The following is an 18048-nucleotide window of genomic DNA, read 5'->3' on the forward strand; positions in this document are numbered from 1 at the left end:
AGGTTTAATTTTTGGCAAAAATACCATTTATTATGAAGAAAAAATGATACCTTTTTTGATCATTTTCAAATGATTATGAGCGACCTTACCAACGAGATTGTCTTACGGCCCCGTTTTCGCCTGTCCCTACGCACCGAATTGGAGCAGCTGGAGCAGGTTTTTGATGGGATAAATAATTCACCTTTTGACATTAAAAGGCTTGATGAGCATATTTTTATCAAGTTTAAAAAACCGGAGACCACCTTTTGGACCCCCCAACTACATTTGGAGCTTTCTTCTTTTGAAAAAGGAGTGAGCAACATACGGGGCGTGTTCGGGCCCAATCCTACGTTATGGACATTTTTTATGTTCCTACATTTTGGGGTCGGAACCCTTTTTATAATTATGGGAATTTTTGCCTATTCCAACTATTCTTTAGGAAAAGATATTACCCTATGGTTGGTGGGCATGTGCTTTTTGGTCGTGATTTGGTTCGCGCTCTATGCTTTTGGCCGCTTGGGAAAATCCAAGGGAAGAGGACAAATGGAACAACTAAAACAGTTTATAAGGGATGCTATTGCTCCTTTTGAGCAAATCAGCAACGAGGACTAACCGTTGTAACCAAAGCGCCTAAGTTGTTGGGAGTTGCTTCGCCAGTTTTTGTTCACCTTTACATATAGTTCTATGTGTACTTGTTTGGCAAAGAATTTTTCGAGGTCTTTTCGGGCCTCCACCCCTACTTTTTTGATGGCACTCCCCTTATGACCTATAATAATACCTTTTTGGGTATCCCTCTCCACCATAATCACTGAACGGATACGGATAATGTCTTCGTCCTCCAAAAACTCTTCAGTTTCTACTTCTACAGAATACGGTATCTCCTTTTTATAGTGCAGTAGGATTTTTTCACGGATGGTCTCATTAACAAAAAAACGTTCCGGTTTGTCCGTAATCTGATCTTTTGGATAGTATGGAGGTGCTTCGGGCAATAAGTCCAAAATACGGTTAAAAACTTCGGTCACATTAAAATTTTCCAAAGCGGAGATAGGATGTATTTCGGCATTGGGCAGCTGCTCTTGCCAGTATTGCATTTGGTCTTCCAACTTTTGCTGGTCAGATGTATCAATTTTATTGAGGAGCAATAACACTGGTATTTTACTGTTCTGTATTTTTTTAAAGAAGGACTCATCTTTAAGGGCCTTTTCCCCTATTTCAACCATGTAGAGCAATACATCTGCGTCCTCAAAAGCGGATTTTACAAAGTCCATCATAGACGTTTGCAGCTCATAGGCGGGTTTGATGATACCGGGCGTGTCGGACAAAATCATCTGAAAATCCTCACCGTTCACAATTCCCAAAATACGGTGCCGTGTGGTCTGCGCCTTTGAGGTAATTATTGATAATTTTTCACCTACAAAGGCATTCATCAATGTTGATTTACCCACGTTGGGGTTACCGATAATATTTACAAATCCAGACTTATGCGCCACCTTTTTTTCTTTTTTCAAAATATTGTTTGGATGCTGCATTTACCCTTGGTGCAAGATAAAGTACTGCAATCATGTTGGGTATTACCATTAGTGCATACGAGAGATCGATCAGATTTTTTACCAAGGTCAACGATGCAATCGAAGCAAAAACGATCATTACCACAAAAAATACATTGTACCATTTTCCAATCTTGGCGTTCGTCAAAAATGAAAGACTTTTAACTCCGTAGTACGAATAGGTAAATAGGGTCGACAATGCGAATGCGGACACAATGACCATCAACAATACATCACCTATACCATATAGTGTTGTTTCGAAAGCGGACATGGTCATTACAATACCACTGCAATCCTCAAGGTAGGCTCCGCTCAAGATAATTACCACCGCGGTAAAGGTACATACTAAAATTGTATCGATAAAGGGACCCAACATGGCAACCAATCCTTCTTTGGTGGGCTCATTGTTTCTGGATTGTCCGTGGTACATAGGCGCACTACCCAAACCTGCTTCGTTGGAGAACATGGCTCTTCGCACCCCAACGATCACCAATCCCCAAAAGCCACCTGTGACCATGGTATCGAAATTCCAGGCCTCTACCAAAATCATTCTTAGGGCGGGCCAAACTTCTCCTGCATTGCTGGCCATTACAAAAATTACCGCCAAAAGATATACTCCTACCATAAATGGTACAATGGCCGATGCTACTTTGGCTATTTTGCTCAGTCCCCCAAATATTACGATGGATGTAACAATTGCCAAAAAGAATCCTATACCCAACTTCCAATTGTATTCACTAGTTGCCCAAATGGTTTCGTGCGGCTCCACGACGCCCATAAAAGCTTCGGTGAACTGATTGGCGGTAAATACGCCCAAAAAGCCGAACAATCCACAAATACTAAAAAAAATGGCCATGGGCCTTGCCCATTTGCCCATCCCTTTGGTAATGTAGAACATGGGGCCTCCTTGCATATGCCCATCCGAATCGGTTCCGCGGTACATTATGGCCAAACTTCCGGAATAATATTTTATGCCCATTCCCAAAAGGGCCGTCATCCATATCCAAAAAACCACACCCGGACCTCCATCGTGTATAGCAATGGCCACCCCGGAAATATTTCCGAGCCCCACAGTTGCTGCAACTGCTGCCGATAACGCTTGGAACGAACTTACATCTCCCTTGGCATTCTTGTCGTCGTATTTGCCGGATACTACAGCAATGGCGTGGCCAAAATGACGAAAGGGTACAAACCTTGAGTAAAAGGCCAAAAATAGTCCACCACCTATTAACAATATTAACATGGGCCACTCGGTGTATGGCAAAAGTGATGCGATAAAATCGTTGATTGCGTCCATAAAGTAAAAATGTCCAATTTATGGATTTTGAACGGATTGCCCCTATTGAATACAGGAATATTAATTTTAGTTTGGAAAAGACAGAAAAACGGTTGTATATTTGCCGTCCACATCGCGGGGTAGAGCAGTAGGTAGCTCGTCGGGCTCATAACCCGAAGGTCGCTGGTTCGAGTCCAGTCCCCGCTACTAGAGCAGGCAAGGCCTCCGAGAAATCGGGGGCCTTTCTTTTTTACCATGGGTACAGAATAGGTACAGAATCCAAACTTTTTTATTTTGGCACAAAAAAATTGGTGTTTTTTGGTGGATTATGAATTAGGGAACAAGAAATCAAAGACAATAACCTTGGTAAAATTGGAAAAAATGCAGTTCTATCTAAAGGAAATCACAGTTTACTTGAACTTTAGCGACTCGGTTTGAGCTGTCTATTATCTTTCATAGCAATGATCGTGACCTTATCTTCTTTGAAAATATAATAGACGGTAGTGTTTTTATGGACGACAGCTCGTCTTAACGATTTCTGTTTTTGTGATTCCGGATAAAGCGTTGGAAAATTGGATACAGTATTCTCAAATTGCCTCAAAAGTTCCTCAAATCTTACTATTTCCTTTCCGCTGAACCTTTTTTTAGATATGCTTTAATCTCCAATGCGTTGGATAACGACCTTTCGGTCCATTTGACCTCATACTGTTTAACCATTGGCCAAGCCGTTCCAAAAATCTTTTGAGCTCATCGCCAGACCCTGCTCAAAGTCCCGTATTCCTGAAAGAATATTTACCCTGTCACTTTCTGTAAGTTCATCCCACCAGTCACCTGACTTTCCCTCACTTGAAAGTTTTACCGAGTTCAAAAGCCCTAAAATCGTATCATCCTTTAGGGACTCTATCCAACCTACCAGTTCTTTTTTTGTGGATTTTGATTCTGACATGTTCATTGGAATATCACTTTGATATAAAGTTACAAAAATCGTGCTACACAGCAGATAAAAGCTTTTTGTGAATCGTTTTTTTGAACTATTAATTATTCAGACTGCCTTAAGGAGCTATTATTTCTCATATATTTTATTCCTTTACTTTTTTCCACATTTTGGAGCAGAAAGCAAAATAATTTAAACCATTTGGATACTCGAATAGTTCTGATAAATCATGAGAAGTGTCTTCTATTGTTATTAGCTTGTTTATAATACCATTTTCCTTTAAATATGAATTAATTATCCAACTTCCTCTTCTATCTGCTTCAAGAACAAATCGATCTTCATTGCCAATGTACATCTGAATCCCGATACTACTATTTATAATGCTTTCACGATTTTTGGTAACCGATTCTTTTAAACCTTCAATTGTATAATCACTCACATAGGAAAGGGATACAATCGAAGAAAACTTATTGGGATAGTTTACAGCAAAATTAAGTGCACCTGCAACCCCTCTAGAATGACCAATTATCGAGATTTTAGAGCTGTCCATTGTGCTATTGAATTTTTCATTGCAATATTTCCTTAATTCATCTTCTGCTTCGCTTGTGATCATATTTACATTTTCATCGCTGTACCATTGCATATCACGGGTGTTTTCTCCTCCTCTTAAAGCAATCACAACCATTTCTGGTATGGCTCCAGTTTTGACCCAATGGTTTAGACTGTCCGCAGGCAGGGCATCAACAAAGGAATATTCACTTCCATTTTGACCATGAAGTAATATAATTAATGGATATTCTGTTGAACTATCTTTGGACCAAGTTGGAGGTAGATATACATTGAAATCCACATTTCCCCTACTTTCACTTTTGAAAGAAGCATGTGTGTAAACGCCCGTTTTCAGAATTAATGTGTCGGAAGACTTATGACTAATAGTCTCAAAATCAGGTAATGTTGCACTGGCTAACCTGAAAATAGAAAGTAAAGAAACAAGAAGTATCAATTTATACTCTTTCATCGTTTTTTTGAACTTTGGTTATTATTCACTGAGCTCAATTCGGTTTTCATTTTGTTATCGAATCCCATAGTTCCACAAAAAAGGATTTCTTATTAGACACGAACCAAATTAAAGTAAATATCATAAGTATTGCTACACCGATATTTCCGACAAAAATCCGATAACTATATGGGCTATTTTTAGTTGGTTTTCGATACTTGACTGTTCTATAAATCCAGTAGACCATTAAAAGTTCCAAAATGATAAACTCTAAAATATACATCAATTGAAAATCTGAGTTTTTCTAGGACCAACGATATTATTCAGTTTGATTTCAATTCTCTGATGATACATTAGCAGATTAGTTTAAATCGTTTATTTAAACTTTGATATTGTTGAATACATCAAATTACTAATTCGTTACCATTTGTTGATTCAGAAAATCTGAGACGTCTTCAAAATAATTGTACAGACTTTTATATTCCTCTTCGCCAGGAATCCAACTTGCAAACTTCCAATACCTCCATTTTTGATTCTTAGAATCGGGCGGAATGATTAGAAAATATTGTTCTTCATCAATTCCTCCAATCAGGATGCTCCTCTTTAATTCTTCTCCAGTTTCTGATATACCATCCCTAGTCCAAATTTCAATTAGTTCGTTATCGATATTTTTTAAATAATCAACTCTTTCTATCGGCAGAAAAGTTGGTTCAACATCATTTGGCGCTGCAAACCCATTCGAGATTAATAAGAAATCTTTGTAATCACTCGGAAATTCAACATTAAGCCTTTTTTCCACCTCCGAAATTCCCGACTCACTAGATGGCTCATTACCCAGCCATTGATTATCCACTTGACTTATTGTGAACTCAATATCCTTTAACTTTAATGCCGTATCCGATATTTGAGATAGTAAGCTTTTCATAGGTTGAGCCTTTTATGGATATCGTTTATTTGAACTTTAATTGTTGTCCAACCACCATTCAATTACCTGATTAGATAATAACTCATATTCTTGTTTATCTATGGAAAATCCATAATTAATTTGATAGCTCATTGATATTTAAAACATCTATTTTGATTTGACTAACATTTAAGTTGAAGATGCTCCATTTTTTTTCCGCACAATAGCTTTTCTCCAACTTTTACAAACCCTAATCGCTGATACAATTTACTGGCACCAGTATTATCTAAATCCACCAGTAAACCTAACGTTTTCTTATCTTTAATTGCATATTCAGTGATTAAATATTTTAGCAGATTTGAACCTATGCCCTTTCCTTGAAATTTAGGGATTACACCTAAACTATCAATGTACAGTTCACCTTTTTCCGTCTCAATTTCAGGAGTAAAACCATTTTGGGACCATTTATTTATTTCATATAACACAGGTGTTCTCAACCTAAGAAAATCGGCGCCTTTATAAACATTGACGACGCCTACTATCTCCTCACCGGAAACTGCAACCCAACAATTCTCATATGAATATTGATTTGCCTCTTTTCGAACCAAACCTACCAGAAAACAACTTGCCTTGTCCATTGAGTCCTCCCCAATGAATTTATAAATTATGGTATCCATTGCAAGCAATAAAATATTCGTAATCACTTTTGAATCTTCCTTCCTAGCTCTTCTAATCGTCATGTTATTTTTCTATTTGATACTCAAAAATTTAATGTCTTTTCTTTGGCCGATGTCAAAAACAATGGTATGGTACCTATTGAGGTGCAGGCCAAAAATTCCAAGATTGGAATAATGTGCGAAAACTAAGTTTTAAATGAGTCATACCCTTTATTCACAGTCAAAACCAACAAGTCACATGTTAAACTGATTCTTACCTTAATAAGGTCGTCAAGATTTGTTTTAATTACATTGCTTTATCAATAATTGCAGGTTTTAAATGATATTGCTGATAACATAGGTCAGCAGTATTTAATTTAAATGGACTAGAAAACAATGAATCAATCGATTGCACTTTTCACTTAAAGCAATTAAATAACTACTTCTAAGTTTTTTTATTTTCTGTAATCAGTGGGAGTTATACCTGTTTTCTCCTTAAATAGTCGGCTAAAATATTGGGGGTATTCAAATCCAAGTTCAAAGGCAATTTCGGAAATAGATTTGTTAGTGGCCAAAAGGTTTTGTTTGGCTTTTTGAATAAGCTGAAAGTGTATATGCTCTTGTGTACTTTTACCGGTCAGGGTTTTAAGTGCATCACTCAAATAGTTGGGTGAGACATGTAAAGCTTCAGCCAAAGAAGCTACGGTAGGAAGTCCTGAATCTATTAAATATTTCCTTTCAAACCTATTTTTAACCTCACTCTGAAAACGATAAATTAAACCAGAGCTTGCGTCATTTCTTGTTATAAATTGTCTACCATAAAAACGGTTAGCATAGGTAAGCAATAGTTCTATGTTACTTAATACAACCGACTTACTGTAAGTATCGAACTGCTTATTATATTCCGAGTAAATATTTTCAAAAATTTGTTCCAGAAGCATTTCTTCACTTTTGGAAAGATGAAGTGCCTCGTTGACATCGTAATCAAAAAAGCCGTAATTATCAATCAACTCTGACAAGGGGTGTCCAAATAGAATTTCCCGATGGAAAAAAAGAATCCAACCAGAGGATCCAAAGGTAACATCCCTATCATAGGAAATTAATTGCCCTGGAGCAGAAAAGCCCATAACCCCCTCTTGAAAATCATACTTTTCTCTTCCATATTTCACATAACCATTCAAATTCCGTTTTAACCCTATGGAATAGAAATCATAACTCATGGAAGTCGGATATTTATCTGGTAATTTCGGTATTTCTTCCAAACGAACAACCATAATCAAAGGGTGGTTCAATGGTTTCATACCTCCCATACGTTGTAGTTCAAAAATGCTTTTTATATTGACAACTTTGTCCATGTTATTTTATTCGATCAGCAATAAATTATGCACCCCTCTTGTCAAATGAATTCGGCAACCAGTTTTCACTAGTTGGTCATTTTTCAATTCCCAAAAGTCAATCCAACCTTGCTTAGGGAACTCCTCATCTTGTTTTTGATAAACAGCAACAGCAATAGAATTGCTCTCCAAATCAAAAATTGCATCTTCTGGCAAGGCACCTTCAAAGAGGTATTCTTTGCCCAAAGTGGTCAAAACCCCTGAATCCTTGTCGATTTTCACCAAGGACAAAGATGCATTTTTACGGGCCGGTACAAACCACATTTTCTTAGGTCCATAAGTTCTACGCATATTTGCAACCACAGCGTACTTCCCATCTCGGCTAATGTCAAACCCTTCAGGGCTTAGGCCTACTTTAGTGGTTGATACAATTTTGTGATTACCATTTGAGTTGAAGTTTATTGAAATCAATTTTCCTTTTCCGTTAAAAATTGCACCCATTGTACCATTGCCCCAGGCCACGTCTGTCAATATAAAAAAGTTTCCTGATGGATGCCAATTTCCGACACTCCACCTTTTTGCAACCTCCATGGACTCACCGATTTGTTCAATATTAATTAAAGAGTCTTTTTTATTTATCCGATAGAAAACTAGATGGGTATTGTTAAGATTTACCGCGATAATGTTTTTGGTTGGATGAAATTCAATAGTCCTAATTCCTGAATTGTTATCTTTTTTTCTTAAAATATCAGGGTTTGAAAAATAAAAACGTGACGTTATTTTACCTTGTACCAGAGTTGCAATCATAATTTCTTTGCCAGGTTCCGTGGTACCCGACACCAATAAATCCGAGCTTGCGTTGATGGACACTCCTTGAATATTCTCACCCACATCAATCGATTGAACCAAATTAGGATGATTAGGATCGTTATAATCTACAACTGATACTTTTCTTCCTTGGGGCAAATCTTTCCAAACATCATCTACCACCTGTTCAGGTTTTTCAAAAATACCTCGCGTTTCGGCAATATAAGCTAACTTGACATTTGAATTCCAAGCAATGATTGATGGCCAAGAAATAACGGAGTTAGATACTGATTTTTGACTTACCATTATCGGTTTTCCATTTACCACCTTCACCAAACTTAAAGAATCTTCAATTCCATTTACTTTATTCAATATACCATCCGCATAAGCAGTGGCCAACATATCCGCATCGGATGTTGCAAGAATACTTCCCATAAATGAAGATTGCATTTCTTGGTCCTGAATAATATTTTGGCTGTATCCTATGTGCCAAATAAAACCAAATGCTACTGAAATAAAGATGCCTGTAATAGTTATTTTCGTGATTTTTTTCATTTAAAAAAGATTTAGATTCTCCAACCAATTATTATTCCTGGATTAGGCAGTACCGAATTCAGTTTAAAAGTTTCATCCGCCAAGATTGCTTCACCTTCCCCGAGTATAAATATTGCCCCTAGGTATGGATGAATCATCAAACCCTTCTTGCCCCATGGATACCAACAATAACCTACAATTGGTGACATAAATGAATCATCAACGGACGCTTCGAAACCATTGAATTTAATTGTCCATTCTTCATATCCAATTCGAACACCACCATAGAAACCTTCTTTGTCCATATTCAAATAATATCGTACCTCTGTGCGGATTAAGTAACGTAGCCGAACCTGTTCCAAGTTTTCTCCATTTTTGAAAACAGTTTCTTTTAAATTTTCATTGGTATAGGTAAGTCCCTCTACACTAGAACCAAAACTGAAATGGCTATTTGGTTTAAAGTATGATGCGCCGATTGAGTAACCATCGCTCAACCAATAAGGAATTGATGACTCTATGGATAATCCACCTGTTCCATCTTGGGAATGGATTTTATTATTTAACAGTAAAAACATAAAGGAAATAGTTAATGCTATTATTTTTTTCATGCGATTTGATTTGAATAATTAATAAACCAAAATTCGTACTCATGAATAAGTAAACTGTATACAAAACACGGATGTTTGTATACTAATTCCATAAAAGTGATGTACTCAAAAAAGGATTACCAATTTCTTGTCCCTACATTAAATTGAATCAATGTTTACTTAAGGAATCTAGGAACTAATTTTAGCTAACTGATTATTTGAAAAATTCTACACAGTAATAGGGTAAAAAGAATGGAAGAACTATTAACTAGTTTTATTTAAAATTTAACTACGCAAGCTTTTAAGGTTAGTTTGTACTAAATCAAAAATTAAATCTATGAATACAACAAAAATAGTTTATTGGATTTCTACTGGATTGATGTGCCTTATCTTTTTATATAGTGCGGGCATGTATTTATTAAACTTTAAGCAAGTTAGCCTATTCTTTGACCATTTGGGCTTTCCAAGTTGGCTAATTTATCCTTTAGCTATTGCCAAGGTATTGGGTGTTGCCATTATTCTTATTCGTAGACCTATATTTTTAAAAGAATTGGCATATGCTGGCTTCTTTTATGACGTCCTCTTGGCAATGGCAGCACATATTTTAGCTAAAGACGGTGCTTACTTGATGGCAATTCTGGCATTCCTTTTTATTGCTGTTTCTTGGTATACTGACCGAAAAGTTTTTATAAAGAAAAACTAAAACAATCAACGTAAGCAAGGGCATTAAATTCAAGAATAGTTTTATTTATTTGATAATATTCAGGTTAGTTTTGATAGATAACCAATATTGCGTTTTTGAAAATATTTTGAGTTGGATATTTACAATTCAAGAATTGTAAATATCCAAGAAATTGCCCAAACAGCTAACCCACCTAAACCAGGTTCACTTGATAGTTCTTCAATCCTTTTTAGTCAAAAGAAGTTTTATATCCCATAACTGATGGATAATATTCCAAGAGTAAAAAGTACAATTCTGATAAACTTTCTAGTCATTCAGTTTAAAAATAATGTCAAGCATGAGAATATCACATTCTCCATCTACTATCTTGTTATCGTTTAGTTGAACTTTAGTAACGCTATTGCTTATACACGTTGTTGTGGCACGTTTTTATTCGTACACAGCTTGTTCAGCAATTTCTCGGTTATTTTCTAAATCCGATTTAACGCTGTCCAATTTCATTCCGATTGTCATAAGTGGAACCTTTCCAAGAGGTAACCTAAGTGTGGGGTTTTCAGAATAAACCAAGTCAATAATTGCTTTTGACGCTTTTACAGGATGTCCTTCTTGTTTTCCATCAACTCCTTTCAGTTTGGTTCTAAACGCTCCTGCCGTATTCGAATAATCATCAATTACTTTTTCGGCTTCTCCAAGTCTGTTTCCAGCAAAATTTGTTCTGAATGGTCCTGGTTCAACTATCAAAACCTTTATTCCAAGGGGCTCCACTTCTTGTGACAAAGCTTCGCTAAAACCTTCCAATGCAAATTTACTCGCGTTGTAAATTCCGAAACCTGCAAACGCCTTAATTCCACCATGTGACGAAATCTGTATTATGTGTCCGTTTTTCTCATTTCGCATATGCGAAAGAATTGTCTGTGTCAATTTCAACGTTCCGAAAAAATTTGCTTCAAAAACCTTTCGGGCTTCTCCCATTGACGTTTCTTCAATTGCACCTACAAATCCAACACCAGCATTATTGACCAAAACGTCAATTCTTTCGAATTTCGAGATTAATTTTTCTACATTTCTTTCGATACTTTGTTCATCGATAATGTCTAAAAGTACTGAAAACGCTCTATTGGAATATTTCTCGTTGAATTCGTCAACTTGGGATTGCTTGCGAAACGTGCCGATGACGAAGTCGCCTTTTTCAATTACGGATTTGGCAAGTGCTTTACCCAAACCGCTCGATATACCTGTGATTAACCAAATCTTGCTTTTCATAACTCTTAATTTATAAGTGAGTATAATTTTTCTTTTTGGAAATAGCTTGCTATCAAAAATAGTATGGTCGGTAGCAACCAAATGCCGTTGCCAACAAAGTCATGTGCAACGTGAAAAGCAGCTATATTGAAAATTACAGGAAGTAGTATTAACCAACCCACAATTTTTGTTTTTTGGATAGCTAATAAAATTCCACCAATAATTTCGGCAATGGCAACAACTACAAATAGGTATGTTGAAAACATTGTTCCTATAAATTGCTGAGCAGTAGGGTCAGTTGGTGGTTCTACAGGAATAAAACCAAGAAACTTGTTAAGTCCAAAAACGACCATTAAAACTGCCAGCAGCCAATTTGAGATGTTTTGAATTGAGTTTTTCATTTTGACACATTTTTTAAATGGTTAATTATTTCAGAAGCCTCAACACGGTTTCTGTAATCGCCACCTAATGATTTTGCGAAAGAAACGGTTGAATCCTTTTCGATGACGAATACCGCAGGTATTGGCAATTCTCTTGAATCGTCCGAATAGTGAGCGTCAAAATCAAACCCGAGTTCAGTCATGGTATTTACTGGTGCATCGGCATTTTTGAATACGGTTGTATATTGTCTTGCCACCATATTACCATTGTCGCTCAAAACCTCAAAGTTGAGTTCATTTTTTTCTTTTACGTTTAGAGATTCATCTGGCGTTTGTGACGATATTGCAACTAATTCTGCTCCTAAATCGTGAATCTCGTCCAACGACTTTTGATAATGTGATAATTGCAAATTGCAGTAAGGACACCACGAGCCTCTGTAGAAGGTAAGGACGACTTTTTCTTTTTTTAGCAACTCTGAAAGTCTTACGGTTTTGTCTTTGGCATTTGTAAGAGAAAAATCGGGTGCTTTCTCGCCCTCTTGCAATTTCAGAATGGAATTGTGGTTTACTTGAAGACTTTCTGCATCGTTGTCAAATATTGCGAGTGCCTCTTTTGGAAGCATATTTCCTAAATTATCTCGCAAGTCTTTTAAGTTTTCTTGATAGGATTTTTTTTCTGTGTTCATTTTAATTTGTTTTTTGTGAAGTCAAAATCGACACTACAAAGGTGTGGCAATGTGCCAGCTTCAAAAATGAACTGGATTAGGAAATAGTCTTGAAGTAGATTAAGATTTTGAAGCGAGGTCTCTCCTTATCTTAGAAAGAAATTCGGGTGTAAAGCCTAAATATGAAGCGATCACTTTTTGCGGTACACGCTTAATCATATTTGGATAGCGATTGAGTAATTCCAAGTAGCGTTCTTCTGCTGTTAAGCTCAAATTGGATAATGCACGCTTTCTTGAAAAAGCAAATGCTCTCTCCGTTGTAATTCTAAAATATTCGCTCAAGGCGTGGATTTCTTTGCAAAGTCCTTCTATATCGTCATAGGTCATTTGAAGTATGGTTGAATCTTCTAAAGCTTCTACAAAAAGGGTTGCGGGTGTCTGTGTTATGTAGCTGTAAAAATCACTTACAAACCAATCCTCAAGTGCAATTTGAACGGTGTGTTCTTTGCCTTCGTCATCTATAATATAAGAACGAAATGCTCCTTTCACAACGTAGTTTCGGTATTGACAAACGTAATTCGGTTGGTCAATAAACTGTCGTTTTTTGACTTTCGTAGTTCGGATTATGCCAATAAATTTTTCCGTTTCCTCTTTGGTAAGAGTAACGTGTTTACCAATGTTTTCTAATATGCCTTCGTATTGTTTCAATGTTTTTTCAAATGTGCCACAACTTGTTTATATAAACACAAAATACATCTATATACATCAAAAATGGAATTAAATCGATGTATTTGATTATCTTCTATATGATCCCAACTTTCCCGAAAGCCCCCTATGCCTTAAATACTTGTAATAAGTGGCCTTGGAAATGCTCAATCGTTCACATATTTCGGTGACGGTCAACACGCCGTCATTGAAATACTCCTCACAAAGTACAGCTTTTTGTTGATTTTTCTTACTTAACCCCTTTGGAGCTCCCAAAATCTTCCCTCTTCTTCTTGCTGATTCCAAGCCAGCTTTGGTCCGTTCTATGATGATATCCCTTCCCAATTGTGCCAAGGCTGCAAATATGTTGATGATGAATTCCGAATGTGAAGACTTCTCCGTAGTATCTATGAAAGGTTCTGTGATACTCCTGAAACGAACTCCCTTTCCCTTTAACTTTGTAATAAGCTTGGTAAAATGAATCAGGCTTCTGGCCAGTCTGTCCAATTTTCATACAACGATTGTATCACCCTCTCTAACATATCTCAAAAGCTTGCTTAAACTCTTTCGTTCTTCCCTGGTACTCGATACTTTATCCGTGTAAATGTTCTTTTGTGGAATCCCTTCTTTGAGCAGTGCATCCAACTGAAGATCCAACCTTTGTTCCATGGCACTCACCCGCGCATATCCAAAAACCATAACCTGAAAGTTTAAATAAACGGTAGAATGTAAACTATTTATTTAGTACGGTGAAATGAACTTTAACAAACCAGCGGACTCGTTTTGCACTGAAAGTTCAATAAAACGGTGGTTAAAAAAACCTCTCATAAATCAGAAATCGATATAATGGCGAACGCAACGCAGTGGAGTGCTGCAAGCCCCAAATCTTGCCAAACTAACCTTACTGAGCGAGGCAATTTTATCTATTAATCCGGTATACTCTTCTCATCATTCGAAGTGATCCAATGGTCTGTTGCCTCAATTTTATATCGTTCCAATCTCCATTCCGTTATTTTAAGCTTTAGATTGCTTTTCCATAGGTGCGATTTTGTTTTTTAGTGAATTTGCGCCAATTTTTTCGTCAAAAATTTCCAGTGTTTACTGGGCCTGCCAAAGGATTTACTGTAGATTTCGGAAAAGTCTACTGTAGCCCCTGATTTTGTGCAGGATTTCAAAATTTGTTCAATTGACTGGTTTTCAACTTGTTGAAGACCCGAAAACAACCGTGATGGCGCAATTTGCGCATCACCCTCTTGCTATTCGTTTTTTCACGCGAGCGTGAAAACCCAAATACCTTTCTTTGGTGTATAGAGTATCAATTAACTAAGTGGTTGTTGTTTCCTTAGAGCAGTTAACTGAACTTGTCTTTCCGAACAGGGCAAAAAACCGATAGGAACCAAGCGCAAAAGTTGAAGGTAAGGACTTGTAACAAAATATATGATGTACGGTTATGAATAATTCTTTTAGACCAAATGATTTTTAAAACTACAAAGTGATTCGACTTGAATTTGAAAATTAAAAATTTATTACACTATCCAATGCCTCATCAGCTTCCTTATGGATAAAATTCGCTTGATAGTTCAAAGTAGTTTTTAAATCGCTGTGGCGATAGAGTTTTTGAAGCATTAAGGGATGAATCTTGTCTCCGGCAATATTCCCAAAAGTGTGACGTGCAATATGATTTGAAAGGGGTTTGTCTATTTCGCAAAGTCTAGCGATTCTTCGAAGGTATTTATTGAAAAGCTTTGTAGCATTTCTTGTTTTTACAAAAACCGCTTTGGTGTCTTTGGGATTGACATCCTTTAGAAAGGGAAACACATAGCCATTATTCAATTCTTTGTCATTCGTATATAAATTCAAAATGGCCTGCGCTTTATATGGGATTTTTAAACTTACCGGTTTAGAGTTCTTGTTCATTACATAGAACAAGCGATTATCTTTGAAATCACTCCATTTAATCTGCACAACATCTGAAATACGTATTCCGGCAAAATAAAAAGACATTAACCATACATTTCGGGTGTGCCAAATAGAAGTTCCTGGTTCTAATTCCAATTGTTCGATGCTTTCAACTTCTTTGATCGTAAGACCGATTTTATGACCTGAGCCAATCCTTATTTTTTCCTTGTCACCAGCAAAGGGGTAATATTTAGATGGAACTATGTCGTCTCTTATAGCCACGTTGAACAAAGTACGGATGAAGATAAGTTGATTGGTTATGGTTCGTTCTTTATGCCCTAAATAAATAGTACAAAAATTCTTGAACCTTTCAAGAAAACGTTCATTGATATCTTGAAATCTAAGTAACGGTTTGTTTTTGAAATAAAGTACCGAATCATAAAAGTCGGTTTCCGATTTGCGTCCATCACTTATGCGTTTTTTTCTCCGTCTTTTGATACCCTCAATGATTTCATCTTTCTTCAAGGAACGTTTAAGGTTTAAAAATTCATCGATATTGAAAAGAATTGACATTTCAGCCTTGGCAACAGAAATGGTTCCCCTATCGTATTTATCCTTTATACGTTCAGCAGCTAGCACAAAAAAAGGTTTTTCCCCTTCCACTCCTTTCAACTTTTGCAGGGCTTGTTTTGGAGTTAGGCTTTCTTTCTTCAAATCAAAATAAATATCATTGGCCTCTATCAACTTTTTCATAAGAAAGTTGTTCAACTTTTTATAATTGGGATGTGACCTTTTGACCGTAGAAGCAGTTTTATCCCAATCTTTTTCAAGAATATACTGGCCCAAAAACCGATAACTTGTTCTGTAATTATCGCTTACTCGCAATGCAAGTGGTGCTGAACCGTCCTTTCTTTCCTTATTTTTCCGCCGAACAATCTTAATACTGGCCATAACTATCCTCTTTAATCCTTAATAAATGTACAACTTTAAACAAAAAAAGGGGTACAGAATAGGTACAGAATAAATTGATTTTAAATGGAATTATTCGGTATTATTTAACATTTAAAAAAATATAATTAATTAATTTTCAATTATTTAAATATTTATTGATGTATAAATTATGAAGCTCATAACCCGAAGGTCGCTGGTTCGAGTCCAGTCCCCGCTACTAGAAAAAAGCCGAGAAAATTTTCTCGGCTTTTTTATACCCTTTTTTATTGATGCTTCCATTGCCTTTAGGATAGTAAACTTTTATCGGGGCTTACCTACTTTAATAGTTTGTTAACGTTTTTAACGCCTTATTTTCATAAATTGTTAATATCTAATTCATCATCAATCAAAAATGAGACAATCAACAAAATATATTGTCCTCATTATTCTATGTGCAAATGTGATGTTTGCCCACGGCAAAGCCTTGGACAGCTATGCCGGAATACCCGTACCGACAGCAGAAACTTTTAAGGATTCGCTGGATTGGGCGGACTATTATTTTAATATTCACCGGTTTGAGGATGCTGTACCGATATACAAAAAGAATCTAGAACTTCCTGATAAAGAACAGAAAATCCATGTTCTTAAAAAACTTGCCCTGAGCGAGGCGGCATTGGACCACCCGCAAGAATCTATTTCTTACATCTACGATTATTTCGAGATAGATTTTCACCCTGCGTTCCTCTTACACGAAGATTTTGACGGCATCCGAGATGAGACCGAATTTGTAAAACTATCCGGAACGGTGCTCCCAAAGCTCACGGTGTGGTCCATATTCTACTTTTTTGTTTCCCTAATCGGGTTTTATGTGACCTTTGTTCTATTGATCAACAAAAAAATTGACCTTCAGGCCAGGGGCCTGATCGCACTTTTTGTTTTTATACATTCCTTGTTCATCCTAAACATATGCGCAAACCAAACCAATTATGTTTTTGAGTTCCCGCACACATACCTAATGTCCACATGGTCTTCCTTCTTATATGGCCCACTCCTTTTCCTCTATTTTAAAAGAGTATCAAAATCAACGGACCTCAACAAAAAAGATTACTGGCATTTGTTACCTACGGTGGTGTTAACCATATACCTTACATTCACCGTATATGCATTTTCAGGTTCAGAAAAAGTGATACAAATGCTCCAAAGACTGGAGGACGGACTAAACCCTGGCGATTCCACTAAACTGGTTTTGTTGGTAGCCCTTAAAGCGATCTCTTTAGGTGTGTATGCCTACTTTGTCCATTCTTTGCTAAAAGAGAGCAAAACGGATTTGAACAAGAAGACCCGTATCTGGCAAAAAAACATCTATCTGATCCATGTAGGATATGTATTGGCCTATATTATTTATGGTGTCTATATTTCTACAGGAATAAAGAGTGGAGCATTTTTCCACGCACCTATAATTTTAATGTCCACCATGGTTTTATATGTAGGATATGCGGCCAATGTACAACCCGATGTTTTTAGTGGGCTATACTCCTACACCAACCGATTGTTTCCCAAATATGTGAAGTCGGGTTTAACCGATAGCCTCTCCCAAGAATTAAAGACCAACTTAAAAGATCTATTTCAGAAAGAAAAAATATATCGCCATAACGATATCAATCTGGATATGGTGGCCGAAAAATTGGATACCACCAGGCACAATACCTCCCAACTCATCAACGAACATTTTAATATGAGCTTTCGCGAGTTTGTAAATTCTCACCGAATCCAAGAAGCAAAAGAATTATTGGAAGAGAAAACGGAACTCAACATTATTGATGTTGCTTACGAAGTTGGGTACAACAATAAAGTGTCTTTCAACAAAGCTTTTAAAAAAGATACACAGCTTACCCCTAGTGAGTACCTCCTTCTCATAAAACAACAGTAAACTCTTATCGGGAACACCGATTTACTAGCATTTTATCGGTAACTAGTAGTCATCAATCAA

Annotated in this window: 17 protein-coding genes, 1 tRNA gene and 1 pseudogene; 4 read left to right on the forward strand and 15 right to left on the reverse strand. The window is 36.7% G+C overall.

Going from position 1 to position 18048, the window contains the following annotated elements; all coding sequences use genetic code 11:
* Positions 1-75: 75 nt before the first annotated feature.
* Positions 76-591, forward strand: coding sequence for a GTP-binding protein (locus MJO53_RS04475; RefSeq protein ID WP_252080628.1), 516 nt, complete (start codon positions 76-78; stop codon positions 589-591).
* Here MJO53_RS04475 and era read toward each other — a convergent pair.
* Together era and MJO53_RS04485 are read right to left on the reverse strand one after the other, a co-directional pair.
* Positions 588-1469: a GTPase Era gene (gene era, locus MJO53_RS04480; RefSeq protein ID WP_224836450.1), complete on the reverse strand. Its 882-nt coding sequence runs from the start codon at positions 1467-1469 to the stop codon at positions 588-590. The two genes, MJO53_RS04475 and era, sit on opposite strands and share 4 nt — an antisense overlap.
* Positions 1459-2823: an alanine/glycine:cation symporter family protein gene (locus tag MJO53_RS04485; protein WP_224836402.1), complete on the reverse strand. Its 1365-nt coding sequence runs from the start codon at positions 2821-2823 to the stop codon at positions 1459-1461. The genes era and MJO53_RS04485 overlap by 11 nt, the downstream gene beginning before the upstream one ends.
* 113 nt (positions 2824-2936) lie before the next feature.
* On the opposite strand from MJO53_RS04485, the gene MJO53_RS04490 reads away from it, so the two are divergent.
* A tRNA-Met gene (locus MJO53_RS04490) sits at positions 2937-3009 on the forward strand.
* Positions 3010-3511: 502 nt separating this feature from the next.
* Here the strand turns inward: MJO53_RS04490 and MJO53_RS04495 are convergent.
* The 7 genes from MJO53_RS04495 to MJO53_RS04525 form a co-directional block, all read right to left on the reverse strand.
* Complete coding sequence (locus MJO53_RS04495; protein ID WP_252080629.1) at positions 3512-3748, reverse strand: hypothetical protein; 237 nt, start codon at positions 3746-3748, stop codon at positions 3512-3514.
* Positions 3749-3881: 133 nt separating this feature from the next.
* Entirely contained in the window at positions 3882-4754 is an 873-nt protein-coding gene (locus tag MJO53_RS04500; RefSeq protein ID WP_252080630.1) for an alpha/beta hydrolase, read from the reverse strand.
* 391 nt (positions 4755-5145) lie between these two features.
* On the reverse strand, positions 5146-5658 hold the full coding sequence (locus MJO53_RS04505) for an SMI1/KNR4 family protein (protein WP_252080631.1): 513 nt from the start codon (positions 5656-5658) through the stop codon (positions 5146-5148).
* A gap of 161 nt (positions 5659-5819) precedes the next feature.
* Positions 5820-6377: a GNAT family N-acetyltransferase gene (locus MJO53_RS04510; protein ID WP_252080632.1), complete on the reverse strand. Its 558-nt coding sequence runs from the start codon at positions 6375-6377 to the stop codon at positions 5820-5822.
* 371 nt (positions 6378-6748) lie between these two features.
* A complete protein-coding gene (locus tag MJO53_RS04515) occupies positions 6749-7648 on the reverse strand; it encodes a helix-turn-helix domain-containing protein (protein WP_252080633.1) in 900 nt (299 codons plus the stop codon).
* Between the two features lie 6 nt (positions 7649-7654).
* Positions 7655-8989, reverse strand: a complete 1335-nt coding sequence (locus tag MJO53_RS04520) for a hypothetical protein (RefSeq protein WP_252080634.1) — start codon at positions 8987-8989, stop codon at positions 7655-7657.
* Positions 8990-9000: 11 nt separating this feature from the next.
* Positions 9001-9576: a hypothetical protein gene (locus MJO53_RS04525; RefSeq protein ID WP_252080635.1), complete on the reverse strand. Its 576-nt coding sequence runs from the start codon at positions 9574-9576 to the stop codon at positions 9001-9003.
* Positions 9577-9892: 316 nt separating this feature from the next.
* Between MJO53_RS04525 and MJO53_RS04530 the strand changes: the two genes are divergently transcribed.
* Positions 9893-10258, forward strand: coding sequence for a DoxX family protein (locus tag MJO53_RS04530; RefSeq protein WP_252080636.1), 366 nt, complete (start codon positions 9893-9895; stop codon positions 10256-10258).
* A gap of 408 nt (positions 10259-10666) precedes the next feature.
* Here MJO53_RS04530 and MJO53_RS04535 read toward each other — a convergent pair whose 3' ends face one another.
* The 6 genes and pseudogenes from MJO53_RS04535 to MJO53_RS04560 form a co-directional block, all read right to left on the reverse strand.
* Positions 10667-11500 carry an oxidoreductase gene (locus MJO53_RS04535; RefSeq protein ID WP_252080637.1) on the reverse strand — a complete coding sequence of 278 codons (834 nt, stop codon included), beginning with the start codon at positions 11498-11500 and terminating at the stop codon, positions 10667-10669.
* 5 nt (positions 11501-11505) lie between these two features.
* Entirely contained in the window at positions 11506-11880 is a 375-nt protein-coding gene (locus MJO53_RS04540) for a hypothetical protein (protein ID WP_252080638.1), read from the reverse strand.
* A complete protein-coding gene (locus tag MJO53_RS04545; protein WP_252080639.1) occupies positions 11877-12545 on the reverse strand; it encodes a peroxiredoxin-like family protein in 669 nt (222 codons plus the stop codon). Before MJO53_RS04545 ends, MJO53_RS04540 begins: the two co-directional genes overlap by 4 nt.
* Before the next feature lie 99 nt (positions 12546-12644).
* A complete protein-coding gene (locus MJO53_RS04550; RefSeq protein WP_252080640.1) occupies positions 12645-13232 on the reverse strand; it encodes a Crp/Fnr family transcriptional regulator in 588 nt (195 codons plus the stop codon).
* A gap of 87 nt (positions 13233-13319) precedes the next feature.
* Positions 13320-13928: pseudogene (locus MJO53_RS04555) on the reverse strand (recombinase family protein).
* Between the two features lie 816 nt (positions 13929-14744).
* Positions 14745-16079 (reverse strand): tyrosine-type recombinase/integrase, encoded by a 1335-nt coding sequence (locus MJO53_RS04560; RefSeq protein WP_252080641.1) that lies wholly within the window; start codon positions 16077-16079, stop codon positions 14745-14747.
* 391 nt (positions 16080-16470) lie between these two features.
* On the opposite strand from MJO53_RS04560, the gene MJO53_RS04565 reads away from it, so the two are divergent.
* Entirely contained in the window at positions 16471-17988 is a 1518-nt protein-coding gene (locus MJO53_RS04565) for a helix-turn-helix domain-containing protein (RefSeq protein WP_252080642.1), read from the forward strand.
* Positions 17989-18048 lie beyond the last annotated feature (60 nt).

Origin of the sequence: Flagellimonas marinaquae, assembly GCF_023716465.1 — a bacterium.
Classification (GTDB): Bacteria; Bacteroidota; Bacteroidia; order Flavobacteriales; family Flavobacteriaceae; genus Flagellimonas; species Flagellimonas alginolytica.

Bases quoted from the DNA above. Each gene is read 5' to 3' on its own strand.
- MJO53_RS04505 (WP_252080631.1), bottom strand. From the start codon at position 5,658: ATGAAAAGCTTACTATCTCAAATATCGGATACGGCATTAAAGTTAAAG.
- MJO53_RS04540 (WP_252080638.1), bottom strand. From the start codon at position 11,880: ATGAAAAACTCAATTCAAAACATCTCAAATTGGCTGCTGGCAGTTTTA.
- MJO53_RS04475 (WP_252080628.1), top strand. From the start codon at position 76: ATGAGCGACCTTACCAACGAGATTGTCTTACGGCCCCGTTTTCGCCTG.
- MJO53_RS04515 (WP_252080633.1), bottom strand. From the start codon at position 7,648: ATGGACAAAGTTGTCAATATAAAAAGCATTTTTGAACTACAACGTATG.
- MJO53_RS04560 (WP_252080641.1), bottom strand. From the start codon at position 16,079: ATGGCCAGTATTAAGATTGTTCGGCGGAAAAATAAGGAAAGAAAGGAC.
- MJO53_RS04535 (WP_252080637.1), bottom strand. From the start codon at position 11,500: ATGAAAAGCAAGATTTGGTTAATCACAGGTATATCGAGCGGTTTGGGT.
- MJO53_RS04525 (WP_252080635.1), bottom strand. From the start codon at position 9,576: ATGAAAAAAATAATAGCATTAACTATTTCCTTTATGTTTTTACTGTTA.
- MJO53_RS04545 (WP_252080639.1), bottom strand. From the start codon at position 12,545: ATGAACACAGAAAAAAAATCCTATCAAGAAAACTTAAAAGACTTGCGA.
- MJO53_RS04530 (WP_252080636.1), top strand. From the start codon at position 9,893: ATGAATACAACAAAAATAGTTTATTGGATTTCTACTGGATTGATGTGC.
- MJO53_RS04485 (WP_224836402.1), bottom strand. From the start codon at position 2,823: ATGGACGCAATCAACGATTTTATCGCATCACTTTTGCCATACACCGAG.
- MJO53_RS04500 (WP_252080630.1), bottom strand. From the start codon at position 4,754: ATGAAAGAGTATAAATTGATACTTCTTGTTTCTTTACTTTCTATTTTC.
- MJO53_RS04565 (WP_252080642.1), top strand. From the start codon at position 16,471: ATGAGACAATCAACAAAATATATTGTCCTCATTATTCTATGTGCAAAT.
- MJO53_RS04510 (WP_252080632.1), bottom strand. From the start codon at position 6,377: ATGACGATTAGAAGAGCTAGGAAGGAAGATTCAAAAGTGATTACGAAT.
- MJO53_RS04520 (WP_252080634.1), bottom strand. From the start codon at position 8,989: ATGAAAAAAATCACGAAAATAACTATTACAGGCATCTTTATTTCAGTA.
- MJO53_RS04495 (WP_252080629.1), bottom strand. From the start codon at position 3,748: ATGTCAGAATCAAAATCCACAAAAAAAGAACTGGTAGGTTGGATAGAG.